We start from the raw sequence: 21,471 nt of genomic DNA, 5'->3' as shown, positions 1-21,471 counted from the left end.
GTGATCGACAATTCGGCCCCGAAGATCGGCTGAATAGGATTTCCCCATGATCCACCTCCAATCACGATGAATCACATCCTGATCCTGCTGGGAATCCCAAGATTCCTATTTCACGCTCGATGCTCTATTGCGCTGCCTTGATCCTATCGGCATGGTCACCTTCCACTATGGCAACGCCATGGTGGCAAAGGCCCGGCAGGTAGGACAGGCGCCGACATAGGATCGGCATTCGAGAAACACTGCAAGCGAAAGGAAACGAAACCGCCCGTTTCGGCCGAGAGACTCACGCCCCGGCGACAGGTGCCAGAGCCTGCGCCAGCGTCGTGCCGGAATAGGGCTTTTTCACCAGGGTCACATGCGCGAAGCGTGCCGGCAGGTCGAGACCGTCGCCATAGCCCGTGGCGAAGATGAAGGGGATGCCGCGCTCGGCGAGGAGATCGGCGATCGGCAGGCTGGTTTCCGCGCCCAGGTTGAAATCCAGAACGGCCAGATCGACAGGCGTCAAAGCCAGCGCTTCGCGCGCACGGCCGACGCTCGCGGCGGTCGAGACCTCCGCGCCCAGATCACGCAGCGCATCCTCCCCGTCCATCGCTATGATCATATTGTCTTCGACCAAAAGCACGGTCCGCCCGTTGAGCAGGCCCGCTGCGACCGGGGCAGGCGACCGGGTCCGCTCCGCCGCGACGCTGTCCGGCAGCACCGCCACGACATGGGCGGACGGGATGCAGAAATGCGCCTCTATCCCCGCCAGACGATAGTGGATTTCGGCATTGCCGCCCAGGTCATAGGGAATGGAGCGCTCGATCACGGTGGAACCAAAGCCACGCCGGGTGGGCGCGACCACGGCCGGGCCGCCGCTTTCGGTCCAGTCGAGCAGCAGACTGCCATCCTCGTCCACGCGCCAGTCGATGGCAACCACGCCGCTGTCGGACAACGCGCCATATTTGGCGGCGTTGGTCAGCATTTCGTGAATCACCAGCGCCATCACGGTGAAGCAGCCGGGCGTCAGCAGCACATTGGGGCCGGACAGGCGGACCCGGTCGCTCTTCTCGCCCAGATAGGCGCCGGCCTCCACCTCTATCAAGTCATAGAGCCGCGCGGGGCTCCAGCGGTCGGCCGTGATCTGGTCATGGGCGCGGGCGAGCGCGTGGACGCGGCTTTCCAGCGTGCCGATGAAGTCGTCGACCGAGCGGGCGCTGTCTCGTGTCTGCGACAGCAGGCCGCGAATGAGCGAGAGGATGTTGCGGACGCGATGATTGAGCTCCGCGATCAACAGTTCCTGCTTCTCATGCGCCCGCTGCCGTTCCGCGTCGACCGAATCGGACAGGCGCAGGATCACCTCCAGCAGGGCGGTGCGCAGCGTTTCGGCGACGCGCAGTTCGGCGGGCGTGAAGGGGAGCGCCCTGCCCTGCACCAATTGCGACCAGGCCTCGAAACTCTTGCGCGGGCTGAGGCGCGGGCCGTCCGGCCCCTCCTCCACATGCTTATCCTGCTGCCCGGCCCAGCGGACGGAGCGCAGTTGCTCGGCGCGGAACAGGACGACATAATCGCGCGGCCGGCGCGACAGCGGAATCGCCAGCACGCCGGCCGCGCGATCGGCATAGGCGGCGGCTTCGGGCAGGACGCTGCCAAGGCTGTCGGTGGTATAGACCTGGCTTGCGGCGACCCGGTTCATCATGTTGACGATCGCAGCGAAGGCAGGCTCGTCCGGCGTCAGGCCCGACAGGACCATCCGACCATCGATATAGACCCCCACACCATCGGCGGGAATCGTGTCGAAAATGATGTCGCCCAGCCAGGCGGCATTGTGCAGCAGTTCATTGTCCTGCGCGACGGCGGAGAGCAGCCGGTCGGCGACCTGGCGGGACTTGCCCTCATAGTCGGCGGTCTCGGCCCGCTCGCGGCTTTCGAGCATCATCGAGAATATCTGGCCGAACAGCTCCGCCGCGCTGCGTTGCGCGAAGGTCGGCAGGCGCGGGCCATAATGGTGGCAGGCGAACAGCCCCCACAGCTTGCCTTCCACGATGATCGAGATGGAAAGCGAAGCGCCTACGCCCATGTTGCGCAGATATTCGATATGGATCGGCGACACCGCGCGGGTGAGGCAGAGCGACATGTCGAGCGCCACGCCCGCCGGATCGAGTTGCGGCACCACCGGGACAGGCAGCGCATTTACGTCGGCAATCACGCGGAAGATGTTGCGCAGATAAAGTGCGCGCGCCTGCACCGGGATGTCGGACGCGGGATAATGAAGGCCAAAGAAGCTCTCGATCCCCGGCCGCAGCGCCTCCGCCACGACCTCCCCGTCCCCGCTGCCGGAGAAGCGATAGACCATCACCCGGTCGAAGCCCGTCAGCGCCCGCACCTGCCGTGCGCCGTCCCGCAGGAAGGCTGCCATCCCTTCGACCTGACCGAGGCGCGCGACCATCGAACGGACCGTGCTGCTCGCCTCCATCTCGTCATGGCTGGCGGGTTCAGCCTCGATCACCACAAGCTGGCCGGAGAAATGCACTGCAACGTCGAATGCGGGGCCGCCGTCCATGAGGGCGAGGGAGAAGACGCGCTCCACCGCATCGGGTCCGCGCAGCAGGGTGATGCGATTGCGCAGCGTGTGGATGGCGTCCGCGCTCAACACGGCGCTGACCGGTTTGCCGAGCATCTCTTCCGGAGACAGGCCGATGAAGTCGGCAGCGTTGGCCGAAACCCGCGAGACCAGCCAGTCGGCAGTCAGCGCGATCAGGAACCCGAACGGCTGGACCGTCCCCAGCACATGGATGGGTTCGCGGTCGCAATTGGTGAGGTCCACCGCCGCAGGCGGCGCCATATCGGACTTAGCCATGGGCAGGCGCCATATCGGCGCCGGCGGACCGCGCGAACAGGGCGAAGGCGGCCCGGGCGCCCTGCACGGCGTCACCGAGCCAGCCTTCGCCGCCTTCCTCCGCCGCGCCATCGAGCGCGCGCTGGAAGGCGATCCAGTCTCCCTTGCCATGTGCGGCGGACAGATAGGCCTTTGGCAATCCGTCGCCCACCTGCCGCGCCAGCATCGCCCCGCCCAGCCGCGACCCTTCCAGCGCGTAGCGCAGGCCCCAACGGAACCCGTCCGTTCCCGCATCGGCCAGCGGCAGCGGGTCTGGATAGGCGCTATCCAGCTCGGCCAGATCCTGCGCCAGCAGCGGCAGGCGCGGCGTATCGGGACGAGCGAGCGTTTCCAGCGTGCCGAGCGCGCGCGCCTGCGCCGTCAGGAAGTCGATATAGCTGGCGCGCGAACCAAGGTCATAGCCGGAAAAGACCATGTCGACCCGTCGATGATCCTCCATCGTCGCTTCGCGCAGGGCCTGGCGAACATGGCCGGTGGTGGAGGCTTTCGTCACGCAATCGTCCTAGGGCCATGTCAACGCGGTCGCATTGATCTCAATTAACAATATTGCCCCGGACCGGCTTTAATTCGGTCATCACGGCGCGAATTTTCCTACTTTGGGTCGCTCTGCGTCCCCTGTCCAGAGCCTTGCCTTCCTTTCTGATCGCTGACGGCGGGGTTCAGTCTTGCGACATCCGGGCGGTCCTAGAAGGAGTGTCATGGCGGACATCCCCCTCGTCCGCATCGAGGAAAGACAGGACGATGTTGAGGAAGATGATGCTGGCGGGCCTGATGACCGCCACGGTAATGGGCGGCATTGCACCCGCCCTTGCGCAGGACGCCCCGAGCCGTGGCGATCGCGGCGAGCGGAGCGCGCGTCCGGACGGCGGCGGGTGGCGGGGAGGTCCGGCAGGGCAGCCCGGACGGTCGGAAGTGGGTCAGCGTTGGCAGCAGCGCGGACCCGATCGCGCCGACAGGGCCGTGACGCAACCAAGGCCGGACATGCAGGCGCAGCGCTGGCACCAGCGTGGCGACGACCGGCCGGGCCGTCCCACAGGCCAGCCGGGCATGGGCACGGATTGGCAGCAGCGGCGCGACAACGGCTGGCAAAGCGACGATGTACGCAACCGGCCGCAGGCGCCTGCCCGGCAGGACTGGCGAAGCGACCGGACGCAGGAGCGCCGCGACTGGCGCGATGATCGTCGCGATGATCGGCAGGACTGGCGTCAGGACCGGCGGGATGTGCGGCAGGACTGGCGACAGGACCGCCGGGACGACAGGCGCGACTGGCGCAACGATCGCCGGGACGACCGCGCCTGGAACGGCCAGAACTGGAACGGGGGCCGCCGGTTCGACGACCGCACCCGCTGGAGCACGCAACGGCGCTGGGACAATGGCTGGCGACAGGACCGGCGCTATGACTGGTACGGCTATCGCAACCGCTATGGCGACCGCTACCGCATCGGCCGCTACTATGCGCCGCGCGGCTGGAGCTACGGCTATCAGCGCTATTCGGTCGGGATCTTCCTGAACAGCCTGCTCTACGGCAACAGCTATTGGCTGGACGATCCCTATAGCTACCGCCTGCCACCGGCCTACGGCACGTTGCGCTGGGTCCGCTATTATGACGACGCGCTGCTGGTCGATATTCGCGACGGCTATGTGGTCGACGTGATCCATGATTTCTTCTGGTGATGTGGCATGCGGCTTCCTGAACTGGCCTTCAGGAACCACTGGCCCCGGGGCAGCGATGCTCCGGGGTCTTTTCATGGCCGCCGTCGCTGTGGCAGGACGGCGGCATGACAGAGACGATCGACGATGGCGGCATCGCTTCGCCGGCGCGCGCGGCCTTTGGCGAAAGCGTGCGCAGGCGGCTGGACCGCAATCCGATGGTCAGCCGCATCGACGCGGCTGACCTCGAAATCTACGGCCGGCAGAATTTCCTGAGCGCACAGGAGTGCGCGGAGATGCGCGCGCTGATCGATGCCAGCGCCAAGCCTTCGACGCTCTTTTCCGGCAGCGCCAACGCGGATTATCGCACCAGCCACAGCGGCAACCTGTCGCCCTGGAACCCGCTGGTGGAAAGCGTCACCGATCGGATCTGCGCGCTTACCGGCCTGCCGGCGACGCATGGCGAGACGCTGCAGGGGCAACGCTACACGCAGGGGCAGGAATATAAGGTCCATTGCGACTATTTCCCCCCGGCCGCCGACTATTGGCAGGCGATGCGCAAGACCGGCGGACAGCGGACCTGGACCGCCATGATCTATCTTTCCCCGGTGGAAGCGGGCGGCGAGACGCATTTCCCGATGTGCCAGTTCATGGTCCCACCGGTCGAAGGCATGGTTTTGATCTGGAACAATATGGATCGCGACGGCGCGCCCAACCGCTCCAGCCTGCATGCCGCCCGCCCGGTGGAGCGCGGCGTCAAATATGTCGTCACCAAATGGTTCCGGGAAAGGCCGTGGGGCTGATGACACCGGCCCGGCCATCGCCGTTACACTTTGCGACATAGATGACTGGAATCTGACAGCCCCATTCCCGGACCGTTCAGGGGAATGCGCGCATATCTGATCTCGTGGCGAAGGCTTCCCCAAGCCTTTGCCGAGACAGATGGGAGACGAGACCAATGCGTAAGTTCATCATCCTGGGCCTGCTGGCCGCGACCGTGGTGCCGAGCGTCGCTTCCGCCCAATCCTATGGCGAAGTGCGCCGCAGCGAACGACAACTGCGCGAAGAACAGCGCGACCTGCGCCAGGCGCAGCGCTATGGCGACCGCCGCGACGTGCGCGAAGCGCGGCGCGATGTGCGCGACGCCCGCGCCGAAGTGCGCGAGGACTGGCGCGACTATCGCCGTAGCCATCGCGACGTCTATCGCGGCGGAAACTGGAACGCGCCGTTCCGCTACAACCAGTGGAATGTCGGTGCGCGGCTTCGCCCCAACTTTTATGCGCCGCGCTACTATGTCAGCGACCCCTATCGCTATCGGCTGCGGCCGGCCGGCCGCGACCTGCGCTGGGTCCGCCACTATAATGACGTGCTGCTGGTGAATGTCCGCACCGGCCGGGTGGTGGAAGTCAATCGCGGCTTCTTCTGGTAAGGCCCACGAAAACGAAACGGCCCGGAACCAATCGGTTCCGGGCCGCCGTTCCCCGCTTGGCCGCGTCGCCCGTTTCCGGGCGCACGCGGCCGATGACGTGCGCGAAGGCGCGCCACCAGTCCGAAAGGGGGGTGGACCGTTCGCCGTAACCACCGACCCGCATGAAAGTTCCCTGAGCCAGCGCAATGCCACGGGAATACGGGCTTCAGGCGGCGAGCGCCTCCGCAATGAGCCGGCGGCTGTTGGCGACGCCGTATAGCGCGATGAAGCTACCCATGCGCGGCCCCTGATCAGCACCCAGCAGCGTCTGGTAGAGCGCCTTGAACCAGTCGCGCAACTCCGCAAAGCCGAAGGTTTCGTCCTTGCCGATGGCATAGACGATATTCTGGATGTCCTCTGCCGAGGCGTTTTCGGGCAGCGCCGCCAGTTGCTCGTCCAGCCGCGTGAGCGCCGCCGCTTCGTTGGGCTCAGGCGCGCGCCGCTTGAGCGTCGGCGCGACGAAATCGCGATGATAGGCAAGCGCGTGGCCGATCAGGGCGTCGAGTTCGGGATAGGTTTCCGCGCTCGCGCCGGGCACATAATTCTGGAGATAACCCCAGACCTGCTCGCGGGTCGCATCGCCCATCACGCCGACCAGATTCAGCAGCAGTCCGAAGGTCACCGGCAATTCGCCCGCGGGCAGCTTGCCGTCATGAATATGATGGACCGGGTTACCCAGTTGCTGCTCGACCGGCTGCTTGGGATAATTGCCACGGAACTGCCAATATTCGTCCACCGCGCGGGGGATCACGCCCATGTGCAACTGCTTCGCCTTCTTGGGCTCACGATAGGCGTAGAAGGAGAGACTTTCCTGCGGGCCGTAGGTCAGCCATTGTTCGAGGCTGAGACCGTTGCCCTTGGACTTCGAGATTTTCTCGCCCTTTTCGTCGAGGAACATCTCGTAATTGAAGCCCTCGGGCGGGCGTCCGCCGAGCGCGCGGCAGATCTTCGACGATTGGGTGACGGAATCGATCAGATCCTTTCCCGCCATTTCATAGTCGACGCCCAGCGCATACCAGCGCATCGCCCAGTCGACCTTCCATTGCAGCTTGGCGCCGCCCGAAAGGATCGACTGCTCGATCGTCTCGCCTTCATCCTCGAAACGGACGAGCCCGGCTTCGGCGTCTATCACCTCGACCGGCACCTGAAGCACGATGCCGCTCCTTGGCGAAATCGGCAGCACCGGCGAATAGGTCGCCTGCCGTTCCTTGCGCAGGGTCGGCAGCATGATGTCCATGATCGCGGAATAGCGCCGCAACACCTGCCGCAGCGCATCGTCGAACGCGCCGGCGCGATATTGCTCGGTCGCCGACACGAATTCATAGTCGAAGCCGAAGCGGTCGAGAAATTCGCGCAGCATCGCGTTGTTATGGTGGGCAAAGCTCTCATACTTCCCGAACGGGTCGGGCACCTGCGTCAACGGCTTGCCCAGATGCTCGGCCAGCATCGCCTGGTTGGGCACATTGTCGGGCACCTTGCGCAGGCCGTCCATATCGTCGCTGAACGCCACCAGCCGGGTCGGGATATCCGACAGGGCGTGGAAGGCGTTGCGTACCATCGTGGTGCGCAGCACTTCATTGAAGGTGCCGATGTGGGGCAGGCCCGAGGGACCATAGCCGGTTTCGAACAGCACATGCCCCTTGTCGGGCGCGCCGGCCGCATAGCGTTTCAGCAGCTTGCGGGCTTCTTCATAGGGCCAGGCCTTGGACGCCTGCGCGGCGGTGCGGATGATGTCGGACATGGTCATGCCCAGCCCCCTACCCCCGCACGCGGCGAAAGAAAACGGTCAAGATTCGCCCAAATCATTTCGCTGACGTCTCAAAAATTAACCCCCCATTTACCCTGCTTGTCGATAATTCCTTCGGACAGGAGGTCTCATGCAGGTCAAGCGTAGTCGCGAACGCATCATCGTCGACATTCCCATAGTCGTGACGACGGTGCTCGACAGCCTGGAAGGCACGATCGTCGACCTCAGCGAGGGCGGCGCGCAGATCGTCGGCTGCTCCCTTCCTGCGCGTTCGCAATGCCAGATCGACCTGGACGGCTATACCGTGTTCGGCACGGTGCAATGGTCCGAAGAGGATCGCATGGGCATCCGCTTCCCCTATCTCTTAAGCGACGGTCCCCTCTACGAGCGGCTCAAAATGGCGCGCGGCCCGCGACATGCGCCGCCGCCCGCGCGGCCCCGGCCCCAGATGGCGGCACCCGTTATGGGCGGCTTCGGCCGACGGATGGTCTGACGGCTTTTTAAGGTTTTCCTTTTGTTCCCGTTGGCCTAGATCGGCGACGTGATCGATCCCGCAGACCTGCCCGCGCTTCACGCCAGCCATGGCGGCATCTGGCTGCGCGAAGGTGGCCATACGCAGGGCCTTGCCAAGGGGCAGGCCATCGCCCGCGCGGCCGAGACGCCGGTGCTGCTGCTCAACGCGCCCTTGACCGGCCAGCGGCTCGGCTACCCCGAACTCAACGGTCTCGACCTGCTTGAACTCTGGGCCTTCATCCACCCCGCCCGTTTTCTGGTGCCCACGCCCAAGGGGCTGGCGGCGGCGCTGGGGTTGCCCGCCCCAATCGAGGAAGGCGACATTCCCGCGCTGTTGCAGCAGGCGACGGCTGCACTGCTGGCGCGGATCGACGCGACCGACTGGATAGAGCGGGAGGGCGCGTGGACCGCCGCCCAGTCGTTGCACCGGTTGCGCTGGGCCTGGTCGCCGCTTGTCGCGCCGCGCATCGCCCGACCGCGAGAGGCGGAGCGCTGGCTCTTTTCGAAGCTGCCGGAATGGGAGGAGGCGCAGCCGCGCCCGGCCCCGCGCACGATCAGCCTCAGCGAGGATCAGGTCCTGGCGCGGCTGGACCGGCTGACAGGCGCCGGCGCGGAACCCCGCCCCGGCCAGCGCGCCTATGCCGCCGCCGCCAGCGCCGCCTTCACGCCCAAGCGCCATCGCGACCAGCCCAACATGCTGCTGGCCGAAGCGGGGACCGGGATCGGCAAGACGCTGGGCTATCTCGCGCCCGCATCGCTCTGGGCCGGCGAAGCGCAGGGCACAGTGTGGGTCTCCACCTATACCAAGGCGCTCCAACGCCAGCTCGACCGGGAATCGCTGCGCCTGTTTCCCGATGCCGCGGTGGCGGCGCGGCGCGTGGTGGTGCGCAAGGGGCGGGAAAATTACCTCTGCCTGCTGAACCTGGAAGATGCGTTGCAGGGCGGTTTTGCGGGCCGCGCCGCGATCCTGGCGCAACTGGTCGCGCGCTGGGCGGCCTTTTCCAAGGATGGCGACATGGTGGGCGGCGACCTGCCGGGCTGGCTGCCCACGCTCTTCCGCCGCAACGGATCAACCGCGCTGACAGACCGGCGCGGCGAGTGCATCTATGCCGGCTGCCCCCATTATCGCAAATGCTTCATCGAGCGGTCTGCACGCGCAAGCGCCGATGCGGACATCGTCATCGCCAATCACGCGCTGGTGATGATCAACGCCGCGCGCGGACGCGAAACCGGGCAGCGGCCCCAGCGGATCATCTTCGACGAAGGCCATCACCTGTTCGACGCGGCCGATTCGACCTTCTCCGTCGCGCTGTCGGGGCAGGAGGCGATCGAACTGCGCCGCTGGATCATGGGGCCGGAAAATGGATCGCGCGGGCGGCGGCGGGGTCTTGCCGCGCGCCTCTCCGATCTTGCCAGCTATGACGAGGAAGGCGGCCAGGCGATCCGCGCTGCCATCGATGCAGCACAGGCGCTGCCCGCCGACGAGTGGTTGAAGCGCGTTGTCGCCGGCGAACCCTTCGGCCCTCTGGAGGCGCTGCTCGCCGCCGTGCGCGGCACCGTCTATGCGCGCGCTGCGGACGCTGGCGAGGCGGATGCCGGTTACGGGCTGGAGACGGAGCTGGCGGAACCGGACGGCGCGCTGGTGGAGGCGGCGCAGGAGGCTGCGTTGGCACTCGACGCGCTCATCAAGCCGCTCGTCCGCCTCGCCCGGCGGCTGGAAGCCGTGATCGAGGATGCGCCCGATTGGCTGGACGGCGCGGCGCGGGCGCGGATCGAGGGCGCGGTCGCCTCGCTCGGCTGGCGGCGTGACCTGATCGCGGCCTGGCTCGCCCTGCTGGCGAGGATCGGCGGGCCGGCGGACCCGGACTTCGTCGACTGGATGACGGTCGATCGCATGGAGGGGCGGGAGTTCGACATCGGCCTCCACCGCCATTGGCTCGATCCGACGCGACCGCTCGCGGAAACCGTGCTGAAGCCCGCGCAGGGCGTGATCGTCACGTCCGCGACGCTGAAGGGCGGGGGCGAGTGGAACAATGCGGCAGCGCGCAGCGGGGCGATCCACCTGCCCCATGGCGCGGAGCGGTTCGAGGCGGCCAGCCCCTTCGACTATCCGGGCCGGGCCGAAGTGCTGATCGTCACCGACATCAAGCGCGGCGACATCGCCGCCCTGTCCGGCGCCTATGCCCGGCTGATCGAGGCGGCGGGCGGCGGAACGCTCGGCCTCTTCACCGCGATCCGGCGACTGCGCGCGGTCCATGCGCGCATCGCTGATAGGCTGGCGCGTGGCGGCTTGCCGCTCTACGCCCAGCATGTCGACCCGATGGATACGGGCACGCTGGTGGACATTTTCCGCGACGATCCGCGCGCGTCGCTGCTGGGCACCGATGCCTTGCGGGATGGCGTGGACGTGCCCGGCCATTCGCTGCGGCTGGTGGTGATGGAGGGCGTCCCTTGGTCCAAGCCGACGGTGCTGCATGCGGCGCGCAGGCTGGCCGGCGGCGGCAACGCCTATGACGACCGACTGATTCGCGCGCGGCTGGCACAGGCGTTCGGCCGGCTCATCCGCCGCGCGGAGGACAGGGGGCAGTTCGTGATCCTCTCCGCCGCCATGCCCAGCCGCCTGCTCAGCGCCTTTCCACCCGGCACGCCGGTGCGCCGCGTGACGCTGGACGAAGCCATCATTGCGGTCAGTGGGCAGGCGCGCGATCAATCGCTTGGCGCACCGACCGCTTTGGGGCATCAGGGATTCGAATCCGGCCTGCCGTAACGGAGACTGATGTTGAAGCGCCTGACCCTGTTGCGCCACGCCAAGTCGGACTGGGACGATCCGGTCGCCCGCGACTTCGACCGGCCGCTCAACCGGCGCGGGGAGAAAGCGGCGCGGCTGATGGGAGAACATGCCGCGCGAAAGGGGATGCGGTTCGACCTGCTGGTCGCTTCACCCGCCGTTCGGGTGGTGCAAACGCTGGAAACCTTCTTCGCTGGCTATGGCGAGACGCTGGAGGCGCGCTGGGACCGGCGCATCTATCTTGCCTCCCCCGCTACGCTGATGGACGTGGTGCGCGACCTGCCCGGCAGCGCCGACACGGTGCTGATGGCGGGGCACAATCCGGGGCTGGAGGAGCTGATCCTGGACCTGGTGCCCGACGATGGCGCCAGCCCCCTGCGCGAGGATGTAGAGGTCAAGTTCCCGACCGCCAGCCTCGCGGTCCTGGACCTGGCCGTCGAAGCTTGGAGCGATGCGCGGGACAATGTCGCGACACTCGCCAGCTTCACCCGCCCCCGCGACCTGGACCCCGCCCTCGGCCCCGGCACGCGCTAGCCCGCTATTCCGGCTGTTGCGGCCGTGCCACCAAACGGCTGCTTTCCAGCAAGGGCAATCCGGCTTCGGTGGGGACGTAGATGATGCTGGCGTCCTTGCTGTCGATTGCCTGGATTTGAAGATAGCGCAGGTAGCCGTCTGGACCGCCCAGACTGTCCTGGAGAATGCGGTTGGCACGTGCAGCACCCTCTGCCCGAACCACCTCGGCATCCGCCAGCATCTTGGCGCTTTCAAGCCGGGCCTTGGCTTCCAGCACGGCGATTTGGCGGGATGACTGCGCCTCGGCCAGCGCTGCCCGCCCGGCTTGCTCCTGGCTGTAGACGCGGTAGCTGGGGCAACCCCACAGCGCCCCCGAAAGGGTGATCAGGACCAAAAGAAATATCCCGATTATCCCGCCGCTCGAAATTCGCATTGCCCCCTCCTTATCATGCTGTTCTAACGAAACCCGTCCGTCGCGCGGATGAGCGCGTCCAATATGCCCGGCTCATTATAGGCGTGGCCCGCGCCCTCGATCATTTCGAAGCGTGCCTTCGGCCACGCCCGGTGCAGCGCCCAGGCGGTCTCGGCCGGGCAGGCCATGTCGTAGCGCCCCTGCACGATCACGCCAGGCACGTCGCGCAGCCGACCAGCTTCGCGCAGCAACTGCCCTTCCTCCAGCCAGCCGCCATGGGTGAAGTAATGATTTTCGATCCGCGCGAAGGCGAGCGCGAAATCGTCCGCGTCGTGGGTGGCGGACAAGATCGGATCGGGCAGCAGGCGGATGGTTTCGCCTTCCCACACGCTCCACGCGCGCGCCGCCGACAGTTGCGCCGCGCGATCGTCGCCGGTCAGGATACGGCGGTAGGCCGCGACCAGATCGTTCCGCTCGTCCGGCGCGATCGGCGCGACGAACCGCTCCCACTTGTCGGGATAGATGCGGCTCGCACCCTCCTGATAATACCAGTCGATTTCTCGGCTGCGGATCGTGAAGATGCCGCGCAGCACCAATTCGGTCACGCGGTCCACATGCGCCTGCGCATAGGCGAGCGCCAGCGTCGATCCCCAACTGCCGCCAAACACCAGCCAACGGTCGACGCCCATCATCTCCCGCAGACGCTCGATGTCGGCGACCAGATGCCAGGTCGTGTTGGCGTCCAGGCTGGCGTGCGGGGTGGACCGGCCGCAGCCGCGCTGGTCGAACAGCAGCACGTCGTAGCGCGCCGGGTCGAACAGGCGACGATGATCGGGCGAAATGCCGCCGCCCGGCCCGCCATGCAGGAACACGGCCGGCTTCGCGCCCGGCGTGCCGGCCCGTTCCCAGTAGATGGCGTGGCCGTCCCCCACATCCAGATGGCCGGACGCATGAGGATCGATGGACGGATACAGAGTGCGCATGGCCTTTCTTCTATGCCGCACGCCCGCTTGCCGCCAGCCTCTTTGCCGTCCCGGCCATCGCCGGTTCAGCCGCGACGTTACATCTTGCGACAGTTTAGCCTGGCCTTTGCCAATGTCCTGCGACAAGTGGCGGCTAGGCCGAAACCAGCATCTTGTTTCTGTTCGGGGGTTTTCGTGCGTCGATCCGCAACCGTCTTTCTGCTTCCCCTCCTGCTCGGCGCAGCGCCCGGCGCTTTGCTGGCGCAGGAACGGGCGCAGGATCAGCCACAGGGTGGCGCTGCCGCCCCGGACGAGGATGAGATCGTCGTCACCGGACAGGCCCCGCGCGGATCGGTGATCGGCAACATCCAGCCCGAACAGTCGCTTGGCGCGGCGGACGTGCGCGCGCTGGGCGTCACCTCCATCTCCGAACTCATCACCGAACTCGCGCCGCAGACCAACGGGACGCCCGTCATCCTGCTGAACGGCAAGCGCATTTCGAGCTTTTCCGAGATCCAGGACATCCCGTCCGAAGCCATCGCTCGCGTCGACATCCTGCCCGAGCAGGTCGCCCTGTCCTATGGCTATGCACCAACGCAGAAGGTGGTGAACATCGTGCTGCGGCAGCGTTTCCGGGCGGAAACCGCGCAACTGCGCGGCGGCACCACCACGCAGGGCGGCGGGGAAAACGGCGAGGTGGAGGGCGGCTTGCTGCGCATTCGCGGCGACAACCGTTTTAGCCTGAATCTGGAATATAACCGTGCCGCCGACCTGCTGGAAAGCGAGCGGGGCATCGTGTCGGCTGCGCCCGGTCGGCCCTATGCGATCGGCGGCAATATCACCTCAGCCATTGCGGGCGCGCAGATCGATCCTGCCCTGTCGGCGCTGGCGGGCCAGCCGGTCACCGTGGCGGCCGTGCCTGCGAGCCCAGCCGGCGCACCGCCGTCCCTCTCCAGCTTCGTCGCCGGCGCGAACATGCCGGAAGTCAGCGACGTCACACGCTATCGCACGCTCAGCCCCGCGACGGAGAGCTTCGCCGCCAACGCCACCCTGTCCCGCGCGCTGGGAGGCGTGTCCGCGACGTTGAACGCCAGGCTGCAGCTGTCGGACAGCGATACGCTCCAGGGCCTGTCGCAGGCGGCGCTGACCCTGCCGGGCGGCAGCCCCTTCTCCCCCTTCGCCAGCGACGTGACGCTGTACCGCTACCTTACGCAGGCGGGCGCGCTGCAACAGCAGGTGCGCGGCAATACCGGCCATGTCGGGCTGACGCTGAACGGCGGGCTGGGCCGCGGCTGGCTATGGTCCTTCACCGGCAATGGCGACCTGTCGGTCACCAACACGCACACCGATCGCGGGGTGGCGACAGGCGCGATCCAGTCGGCGATCGACGCGGGCGACCCGGCGGTCAATCCCTATGGCACCTTCGCCGGCACGCTGGTGAGCACACGCATCGTCGACAGCGCGCGGGCGAAGAGCCAGGCGCTGCAGGGCGACCTGCTGGTCAGCGGATCGCCCTTCGACCTGCCCGCCGGAAAGGTCATGACATCGATCCGGGTCGGCGCGTCGGCCAACGGCTTTTCCAGCCGGTCGCTGCGCGGCGGCATCGCCAGCAGCACCGATTATAACCGGGAGATCGGCAGCGGCCAGGTCAGCATCGACCTGCCGATCACCAGCCGGTCGCGCGGCGTGCTGGGCGCGGTCGGCGACGTCAGCGTCAATGTGAACGCGGCGGCGCAGCATTATTCGGATTTCGGCACGCTCTCCACGCTTGGCTACGGGCTGCGCTGGAAGCCGGTGGCCGCCGTGCAGATATTGGCGTCCGCCAGCCAGGATCGCGCCGCTCCCACTGGCGCGCAGATCACCGATCCGCTGATCGCCACGCCCAACCTGTCCGTGTTCGACTATGCGACGGGCCAGAGCGTGTTCGTGACCCAGCTGTCGGGCGGCAACCCGACCCTGCGCGAGAGCGTGCGCGACCAGTTCCGGCTGACGGCCACGGTCAAGCCGTTCGAGAAACCGAACCTGACGCTGACCGCGACCTACCTCAACAGCCGCACCCGCAATCCGATCTTCGCCTTCCCCACGCCGACGCCTGCGCTGGAAGCCGCCTTCCCCCAGCGCTTCCTGCGCGACGCGGACGGCAACCTGCTTCAGATCGATGCGCGGCCGCTCAACTTCCTGCGCGCGCAGAGCGAGCAACTGCGCTGGGGCTTCGACCTGTCGGTCCCGCTGAAATCACACATCCAGAAGGTGATCGAGGCATGGCGCGCCGCGGGCTCCAAGCCTGAGGATCGCCCGAAGGAACTGGACGACATCCGCGCGGCGTTCATGCGCGGCCGGCCGCCACGGCAGGGCGGCGACGCCCCGCCACCTCCGCCGGGAGACGGCGCGGGACAGGGCGGCGAGCGTGGCGGGCGCGGTGCGAGCGGCGCAGGTCCGGGCGGAGGCGGCTTCCGCGGTCCTCCCGGCGGCGGCTTCGGCGGCGGACCAGGCGGCGGTGGCGGTGGACGGCTGAGCTTCAGCCTCTACCACACTTGGCATTTCACCGAGAACATCCTGATCGCGCCCGGCATCGCGCCGCTCGACCTGCTGGACGGGGACGCCACCGGATCGTCGGGCGGCCAGCCCCGGCACGAGCTTCAGGCGCGCATCGGATATAGCAACAACGGCATCGGCGCGCGGCTGGGTGTCGATTGGGAAAGCGGCACGCATGTCGACGGCGCGCTGGGCGGCAACAGCCGGCTCGACTTCGGCAGCCTCGCCACCGTCGACCTGCGGCTGTTCGCCAATTTCACCCAGATGCCGAGTCTGGTGAAGCGGGTGCCCTTCCTGCGCGGGGCGCGGGTGCAGATCAGCGTCGACAACCTCTTCAACCAGCGACGCGACGTAACCGACGCCACCGGCATGACGCCGCTGCGCTACCAGCCGGGCTACCTGGATGCGCAGGGCCGGACGGTGTCGATCAGCTTCCGCAAACTCTTCTCCCCCAATTTCGGGGCCGGGCGCGGAAGACGTGGTTAGGCAGTCGTCGGCTCCATCGACCACGTCCGAGATACAAAGCTCATGCGAATTAAGTTGACTCAGTCAACTATATGGCGTTTTCCTGCGGCATGGACGCCGCCATTGAATCGATCCGCAGCTTCAACCGCTTCTTCACCCGCCATGTCGGCGCGATCGACGCGCGCTTCCTCGACACAGACATCAGCCTGCCCGAAGCGCGGCTGTTGTTCGAGATCGCGCAGCGGGAACCGGTCGCGGCGCAGACGTTGCAGGCCGAACTCGGCATCGACCGCGGCTATCTCAGCCGCGTGATCGCGCGTTTCGAGCAGCGCGGGTGGATCAGGCGGGATCGCCGCGAAGGGGATGGCCGCATCCGATCGATCAGCCTGACGGAGCAAGGGCGCGCCGCGTTCGACCAGATCGACAGGCGCCAGCGCGCCGCCGTAGCGCAGGATCTTGCCCCCCTCGCCGAGCTTGAACGCGACGAGCTGGTCCAGGCGCTGACCAAAGCGCGCCTCCTCCTCGATCCCGGCGCGCCGATGGACTTCGTCATCCGACCCGCGCGGACGGGAGAGGTCAGCCAGATCGCGGCGCGGCAATCCATCCTCTATGCCGCAAGCCACGGCTGGGGACGTGCATTGGAAGTGCTGGAAGCCGAAACGGTCGCCGCATTCCTGCGCGACTTCAAGCCGGACCGGGAACAATGCTGGGTCGCCGACCTGGCGGGCGTGATAGCCGGCGCCGTGCTGCTGACGGATGAAGGCGACGGGACGGCACGGCTGCGCCTGCTGCATGTGGAGCCGTTCGCCCGGCGTCGGGGGATAGGCGACGCGCTGGTGCGCAGCTGCGTCCAGTTCGCGCGGGATGTCGGCTATGATCGGATCATGCTCTGGACGCACACGGTGCTGGACGCCGCCCGCCGCATCTATGCCCGGCACGGCTTCGAATGCATCGATGTCGAGATGCACAGCGAATTCGGTGATCCGGTGCAGGGAGAAACCTGGCGCCTCACGCTTGAGGCATAGGTGTCCGGGGGCCGGACCTAGCCGGCCAAGGCCTTGGGCGCGGCGCGCAGGCTGCTGAGGTCGATCGCGCCTGCGAACTCCACGCCGGTGCGATCTTCCTTCGACCAGCGCGCGGTCGCGTTGACGAACTGGCTTTCTGCGATCTCGACGGCAAAGAGCGTGCCTTCCGGCACGTTCCACAGCCCCTCGATCAGCGCGCCGGTGGCGGAGATGTTGCGGATGCGCGCGTTATAGACATGACCGTCATGATGGACGGCGACTGTGCGCAGCATCTTCTTGCGCTCGGGTCGGCTGGATTTGAATCCTTCGGCGAATGCGGCCGTGCCGGCGCTCTGCTGGCGAGCGAGCACGTCCGCCATCGGCATGGGCCGGCCATAGACATAGCCCTGGATATGGCTGCACCCTAGCTGACGGATCAGGTCGAGTTCGTCCTGCGTCTCGGCGCCCTCCGCCGTCGTGTCCATGCCCAGAGCCTCGGCCAGGCTGACGATCGCCTTAATGATCGCGCTGTTGCGGCTGCCCTTCGCAGCGGCGCCGCGCACGAAGCTCTGGTCGATCTTGATCTTGTCGAACGGCGCCTTCTTCAGATAGCCGAGCGAGGAATAGCCGGTGCCGAAATCGTCGAGCGCGAGACGTACGCCAATGCCTTTCAACCGGCTGAACATCGCGTCCGTGCCGTCGTCGTCGTTCAGGAAGACGCTCTCGGTGATCTCCAGCTCCAGCCGTTCGGGTGCGAGCTGGGACGCGGCCAGCGCGCCCATGACGGTGGAGGGGAAGCCCGGATTGGCGAATTGGGTCGGCGACACGTTGACCGCCACGCGAATGCCGTCCTGCCACTGGGCCGCGTCTCGACAGGCGGTGCGCATCACCCATTCGCCGATCTGCGCGATGAGGCCGGTATCTTCCGCAATGGGGACGAAGACCGCGGGCGAGATCGCGCCGCGCACCGGATGGTTCCAGCGGAGCAACGCCTCATAGCCGGTGACCTGTTCGGTCTTGGAGGACACGACCGGCTGATAGACCAGATGCAGGCCGTCATTGATGAGCGCCTGGCGCAGATCCTGCTCCAGTTGGCGGCGATCCTCCGCGTCCGTATGCATGTCCGACGAATAGAAGCGATGGACCCCGCGCCCGTCGCCCTTGGCCGCATAAAGCGCAAGGTCGGCGTTGCGGATCAGCGCGTCCGCCGTGACCCCATCCTGCGGGGCGCTGCTGATGCCGATCGACACCCCGATGACGACGGCGGTGCCTTCGATCATATAGGGCTGCGACACGTCGCTGATGATCGCCTGCGCCAGATGGGACAGCAGCTTCGCGTCCTGCCCGCCGGGCAGCAGGATCTTGAATTCGTCCCCGCCCTGCCGGCCGACCAACCCCTTGTCCCCCACCACCGTTTGCAGGCGCTGGCTGACCTGACGCAGCAGCGCATCACCCGCCGGATGTCCCAGCGTGTCGTTGACGCTCTTGAAGCGATCCAGATCGAGCATCAGCAGCGCGCATTCGCCAGGCTTGCCGTGGCGGCTGGCGACCGCCTGTTCCAGCGACCGCAGCATCTGGATGCGATTGGCGAGGCCCGTCAGGCTGTCGAACTGCGCCAGCCGGGTGACTTCCGCCTGACTGCGGCGCATTTCGGTGAGGTCGGTGCCGGAACCGCGAAACCCGTGAAACTGGCCATATTCGTTGAACACGGGCTGGCCTGAGATGGACCACCAGCGTTCCTCGTCCTTGACCAGGGCGGCGCAGACCGGAATGTCGGAAAAGCCGGTGCGCGCCGACAGGTGAAAGCCCAGCGTCCGCTCGCCATCGCCCTGCTTCTTGTCGCCCGGCCGGACGATGTCAGTGATGGGACGGCCGATCAGCGCGTCCGCCGACAGGTTCAGCGTCCGGGCGAGTGGATCGGAAAGGTAGGTCAGGCACCCCTGCCGGTCCGTTTCCCAGAACCAGCCGCGGCCGCTCCGCTCATGTTCCTGCAGCAGCCGGTCGGATCGTTTCGCACGCAGCTCCTGCCGATATCCTTCGATCGCATGCTCGCGATCGTGCATCGCCTGGCGCAGCGCGGCGACCAGCATAACGATGACGCAGCTCATCAGCAGGCCGATCTGCGCCAACCCCGCTTTCTCGATGGCGGAAACGATCAGTGCCCCGGTGAAGTAGCTGATGCCTAGCAGGCGGCGATTGCCGAAGATGCTCGCCGCGAGCAGGGCCACGGCCAGTTCCGGCACGGCGGCGAGGAACAACGTGTCGGTCGCAGCAGGCGGCTGGTGCGACAGCCACAGGCTGAAGGTCAGGCCCGAAAGGAACACTGCGGGCAACATCATCCGTTTCTGGAGATGGGGCTTGTGGCCTTGGAACCAGACGGTTCGCGGCACGGTCATGACGATGGCGTCGATCGCGAGCACAGCCACGAAGATGCCGAGCTGGACCGCGCCGCCCGACAGCGGGGACAGGCTGAGCAACAGCGATATGCAGAGTTTCGCCAGCAGGATGAGCGGCCAGAGCCGGGCGATATGCGCGAAGGCGCCGGAAATCCAGAATGGCGACACTTCTGTGCCGCTCTCCGCCAGTCCGAGCGCCACCATGAGTGTCATTGAACGGGGTGGCGTGTCGGTGACGGAAGCGCGCAGCAGGGACATGGGCCCTACCTAGCCCAAACTCCTTGCCAGAGAATTACTTAGCAGCAGAAATGGAGATGTTTCAGCGGCTCAAACGCGCATCGGCATCAGCACGTAGAGCGCGGGGCTGTCGTCACTTTCGCGGATCAGCGTCGGCGCGGCGGCGTCGGCAAGATGCAGTTCGACAAGGTCGCTGTCGATCTGCGCCAATATGTCGAGCAAGTAGCGCGCGTTGAAGCCGATATCGAACCCCTCGCCCTGGAACGCGCCGGGCACCTCTTCCGCCGCTGTGCCGTTTTCGGGGCTGGTGACCGACAGAGTGATGCGGTCCTTGTCCAGGCTCATCTTGACCGCGCGGGTCTTTTCCGTCGCGATCGTGGCGACGCGGTCCACGCCGTCCTCGAAACTGCGCGGGTCGATCTTCAGCAGCTTGTCGTTCGCGGTCGGGATGACCCGGCTGTAATCGGGGAAGGTGCCGTCGATCAGCTTGCTGGTCAGGATGGCGCTGCCGAGGCCAAAGCGGATCTTGCTGGCCGACAGGCTGATCTGCACCGACCCCTCGACCTCGTCGAGCAGCTTGCGCAGTTCGCCGATGCATTTGCGCGGCACGATGATCCCCGGCATGCCTTCCGCGCCGTCCGGGCGGCTGACGGTGACGCGGGCGAGGCGATGCCCGTCAGTGGCGGCGGCCTTGAGCACCGGCTCTGCCTCTTCCGACACATGGAAATAGATGCCGTTCAGATAATAGCGGGTTTCTTCGGTGGAGATGGCGAAACGGGTCTTGTCGATGATCTGCTTCAGCGTCTCGGCCGGCAGCTCGAACCGGGTAGGCAGGTCGCCTTCCGCGATCACCGGGAAGTCGTCACGCGGCAGGGTCGACAGGTTGAACCGCGCGCGGCCCGCCTGGATCAGCATCTTGCCCTCGGCGGCATGCAGCGACACCTGGCTTCCCTCGGGCAGTTTGCGGGCGATGTCGAACAGCGTGTGCGCGGAAATGGTGGTCGATCCGGCCTGTTCCACCTGCGCCGCCACGCTTTCCACCACCTGCAGGTCCAGGTCGGTCGCCATCAGCTTGATTGCGCCGTCCGCCGACGCCTCGATCAGTACGTTGGACAGGATGGGGATGGTGTTCCGCCGCTCTACCACCGACTGGACGTGGCTCAGGCTCTTGAGGAGCGTTGCGCGTTCGATGGTGGCCTTCATGTCCCTGTTCTGTCCGTTCTGTTGTAAGTGGCTGCTATGGACCCGGTCGAATCCCGCCGACAATGATGGATGCTTCTTCATAACCGCTGTTGCGCCCCCTGCAAGCGGGCGTGTCGGCTTTTGAAAGTCGCGCCTGCCATGCCAAGGGTTGCAAAAGGGTAAGGCTTGCGCTTTGCCGGTCCGATGCGCGCCTTCCTCCTCCTGCCGATATGCGCCCTGTCGATCGCCGGCCCGGCGGCGGCGCGCGATTCTCTGGGCATCTTCGATAGCTGGGGTGCCTTTCGCGATCCTCGCGCGCCGCGCTGCTACGCCATCGCGCAGCCCATCCTGCCGGCCGGCCAGACGCCCAGGGGCTTCGCTTCGGTCGGAACCTGGCCCCGCCAGCGGGTGCGCGGGCAGGTACATTTCCGCCTGAGCCGGATGCGCAGGAGCGACGCGCCGGTGCTTCTGAAGGTCGGCGAGCGCCGCTTCACATTGGTCGCGGGGCAGATGGATGCCTGGGCTGCGGACGCGCGGGCCGACGCGCAGATCATCGCGGCGATGCGCTCCGCCACCGGCATGAGCATCGCCAGCGTCGGCGCGAACGGCCGCGGCTTTGCCGACAATTACGCGCTGCGCGGCGCGGCCACCGCCATCGACGCGGCGGCGCTGGGCTGCGCGCGTCTGCGCTGACGCGACACGCCTTTAAAAAAGCCGCGAA

General features: G+C 66.7%; 16 protein-coding genes. 9 read left to right on the top strand and 7 right to left on the bottom strand.

The window, feature by feature from the left end; genetic code table 11:
• Positions 1-283: 283 nt before the first annotated feature.
• Together ACFQ24_RS10155 and ACFQ24_RS10150 are read right to left on the bottom strand one after the other, a co-directional pair.
• Positions 284-2,839, bottom strand: a complete 2,556-nt coding sequence (locus tag ACFQ24_RS10155) for an HWE histidine kinase domain-containing protein (protein WP_380910888.1) — start codon at positions 2,837-2,839, stop codon at positions 284-286.
• Positions 2,832-3,371, bottom strand: a complete 540-nt coding sequence (locus ACFQ24_RS10150) for a biliverdin-producing heme oxygenase (protein ID WP_380910886.1) — start codon at positions 3,369-3,371, stop codon at positions 2,832-2,834. The genes ACFQ24_RS10155 and ACFQ24_RS10150 overlap by 8 nt, the downstream gene beginning before the upstream one ends.
• Before the next feature lie 248 nt (positions 3,372-3,619).
• Here ACFQ24_RS10150 and ACFQ24_RS10145 point away from each other — a divergent pair, with 248 nt between their 5' ends.
• From ACFQ24_RS10145 to ACFQ24_RS10135, 3 genes are all read left to right on the top strand, one after another.
• On the top strand, positions 3,620-4,552 hold the full coding sequence (locus ACFQ24_RS10145; protein ID WP_380910884.1) for an RcnB family protein: 933 nt from the start codon (positions 3,620-3,622) through the stop codon (positions 4,550-4,552).
• A 104-nt stretch (positions 4,553-4,656) separates the two neighbouring features.
• On the top strand, positions 4,657-5,331 hold the full coding sequence (locus ACFQ24_RS10140; RefSeq protein ID WP_380910882.1) for a prolyl hydroxylase family protein: 675 nt from the start codon (positions 4,657-4,659) through the stop codon (positions 5,329-5,331).
• Positions 5,332-5,486: 155 nt separating this feature from the next.
• Positions 5,487-5,957 carry an RcnB family protein gene (locus tag ACFQ24_RS10135; RefSeq protein WP_380910880.1) on the top strand — a complete coding sequence of 157 codons (471 nt, stop codon included), beginning with the start codon at positions 5,487-5,489 and terminating at the stop codon, positions 5,955-5,957.
• 205 nt (positions 5,958-6,162) lie between these two features.
• Here the strand turns inward: ACFQ24_RS10135 and ACFQ24_RS10130 are convergent, their stop codons facing one another.
• Positions 6,163-7,743, bottom strand: coding sequence for a lysine--tRNA ligase (locus tag ACFQ24_RS10130; protein ID WP_380910878.1), 1,581 nt, complete (start codon positions 7,741-7,743; stop codon positions 6,163-6,165).
• A gap of 130 nt (positions 7,744-7,873) precedes the next feature.
• Between ACFQ24_RS10130 and ACFQ24_RS10125 the strand changes: the two genes are divergently transcribed.
• The 3 genes from ACFQ24_RS10125 to ACFQ24_RS10115 are packed head-to-tail and all read left to right on the top strand — an operon-like array spanning position 7,874 to position 11,578.
• Positions 7,874-8,236, top strand: coding sequence for a PilZ domain-containing protein (locus tag ACFQ24_RS10125; protein WP_380910876.1), 363 nt, complete (start codon positions 7,874-7,876; stop codon positions 8,234-8,236).
• 48 nt (positions 8,237-8,284) lie between these two features.
• Entirely contained in the window at positions 8,285-11,023 is a 2,739-nt protein-coding gene (locus tag ACFQ24_RS10120) for an ATP-dependent DNA helicase (RefSeq protein WP_380910874.1), read from the top strand.
• A gap of 12 nt (positions 11,024-11,035) precedes the next feature.
• Positions 11,036-11,578, top strand: a complete 543-nt coding sequence (locus ACFQ24_RS10115) for a SixA phosphatase family protein (RefSeq protein ID WP_380910894.1) — start codon at positions 11,036-11,038, stop codon at positions 11,576-11,578.
• Between the two features lie 4 nt (positions 11,579-11,582).
• Here ACFQ24_RS10115 and ACFQ24_RS10110 read toward each other — a convergent pair whose 3' ends face one another.
• Entirely contained in the window at positions 11,583-11,990 is a 408-nt protein-coding gene (locus ACFQ24_RS10110) for a membrane protease subunit (protein WP_380910872.1), read from the bottom strand.
• A 23-nt stretch (positions 11,991-12,013) separates the two neighbouring features.
• On the bottom strand, positions 12,014-12,952 hold the full coding sequence (gene pip, locus ACFQ24_RS10105; RefSeq protein ID WP_380910871.1) for a prolyl aminopeptidase: 939 nt from the start codon (positions 12,950-12,952) through the stop codon (positions 12,014-12,016).
• 174 nt (positions 12,953-13,126) lie between these two features.
• On the opposite strand from pip, the gene ACFQ24_RS10100 reads away from it, so the two are divergent.
• On the top strand, positions 13,127-15,952 hold the full coding sequence (locus ACFQ24_RS10100; RefSeq protein ID WP_380910869.1) for a TonB-dependent receptor: 2,826 nt from the start codon (positions 13,127-13,129) through the stop codon (positions 15,950-15,952).
• Positions 15,953-16,041: 89 nt separating this feature from the next.
• The gene (locus ACFQ24_RS10095; RefSeq protein ID WP_380910867.1) at positions 16,042-16,956 is read left to right on the top strand and encodes a bifunctional helix-turn-helix transcriptional regulator/GNAT family N-acetyltransferase; all 915 of its coding nucleotides are present in this window, start codon (positions 16,042-16,044) and stop codon (positions 16,954-16,956) included.
• A gap of 17 nt (positions 16,957-16,973) precedes the next feature.
• On the opposite strand, the gene ACFQ24_RS10090 is transcribed toward ACFQ24_RS10095, so the two are convergent.
• Entirely contained in the window at positions 16,974-19,589 is a 2,616-nt protein-coding gene (locus ACFQ24_RS10090; RefSeq protein WP_380910865.1) for an EAL domain-containing protein, read from the bottom strand.
• 69 nt (positions 19,590-19,658) lie between these two features.
• A complete protein-coding gene (gene dnaN / locus ACFQ24_RS10085) occupies positions 19,659-20,771 on the bottom strand; it encodes a DNA polymerase III subunit beta (protein WP_380910863.1) in 1,113 nt (370 codons plus the stop codon).
• 183 nt (positions 20,772-20,954) lie between these two features.
• On the opposite strand from dnaN, the gene ACFQ24_RS10080 reads away from it, so the two are divergent.
• The gene (locus ACFQ24_RS10080; RefSeq protein ID WP_380910892.1) at positions 20,955-21,443 is read left to right on the top strand and encodes a hypothetical protein; all 489 of its coding nucleotides are present in this window, start codon (positions 20,955-20,957) and stop codon (positions 21,441-21,443) included.
• The last annotated feature ends 28 nt before the right edge of the window (positions 21,444-21,471 follow it).

Source organism: Sphingobium olei (assembly GCF_042678845.1).
GTDB classification, from domain to species: domain Bacteria; phylum Pseudomonadota; class Alphaproteobacteria; order Sphingomonadales; family Sphingomonadaceae; genus Sphingobium; species Sphingobium olei.
Note: the sequence above shows the minus strand (reverse complement) of the source record. Positions and strands in the feature narration are given on the sequence as shown.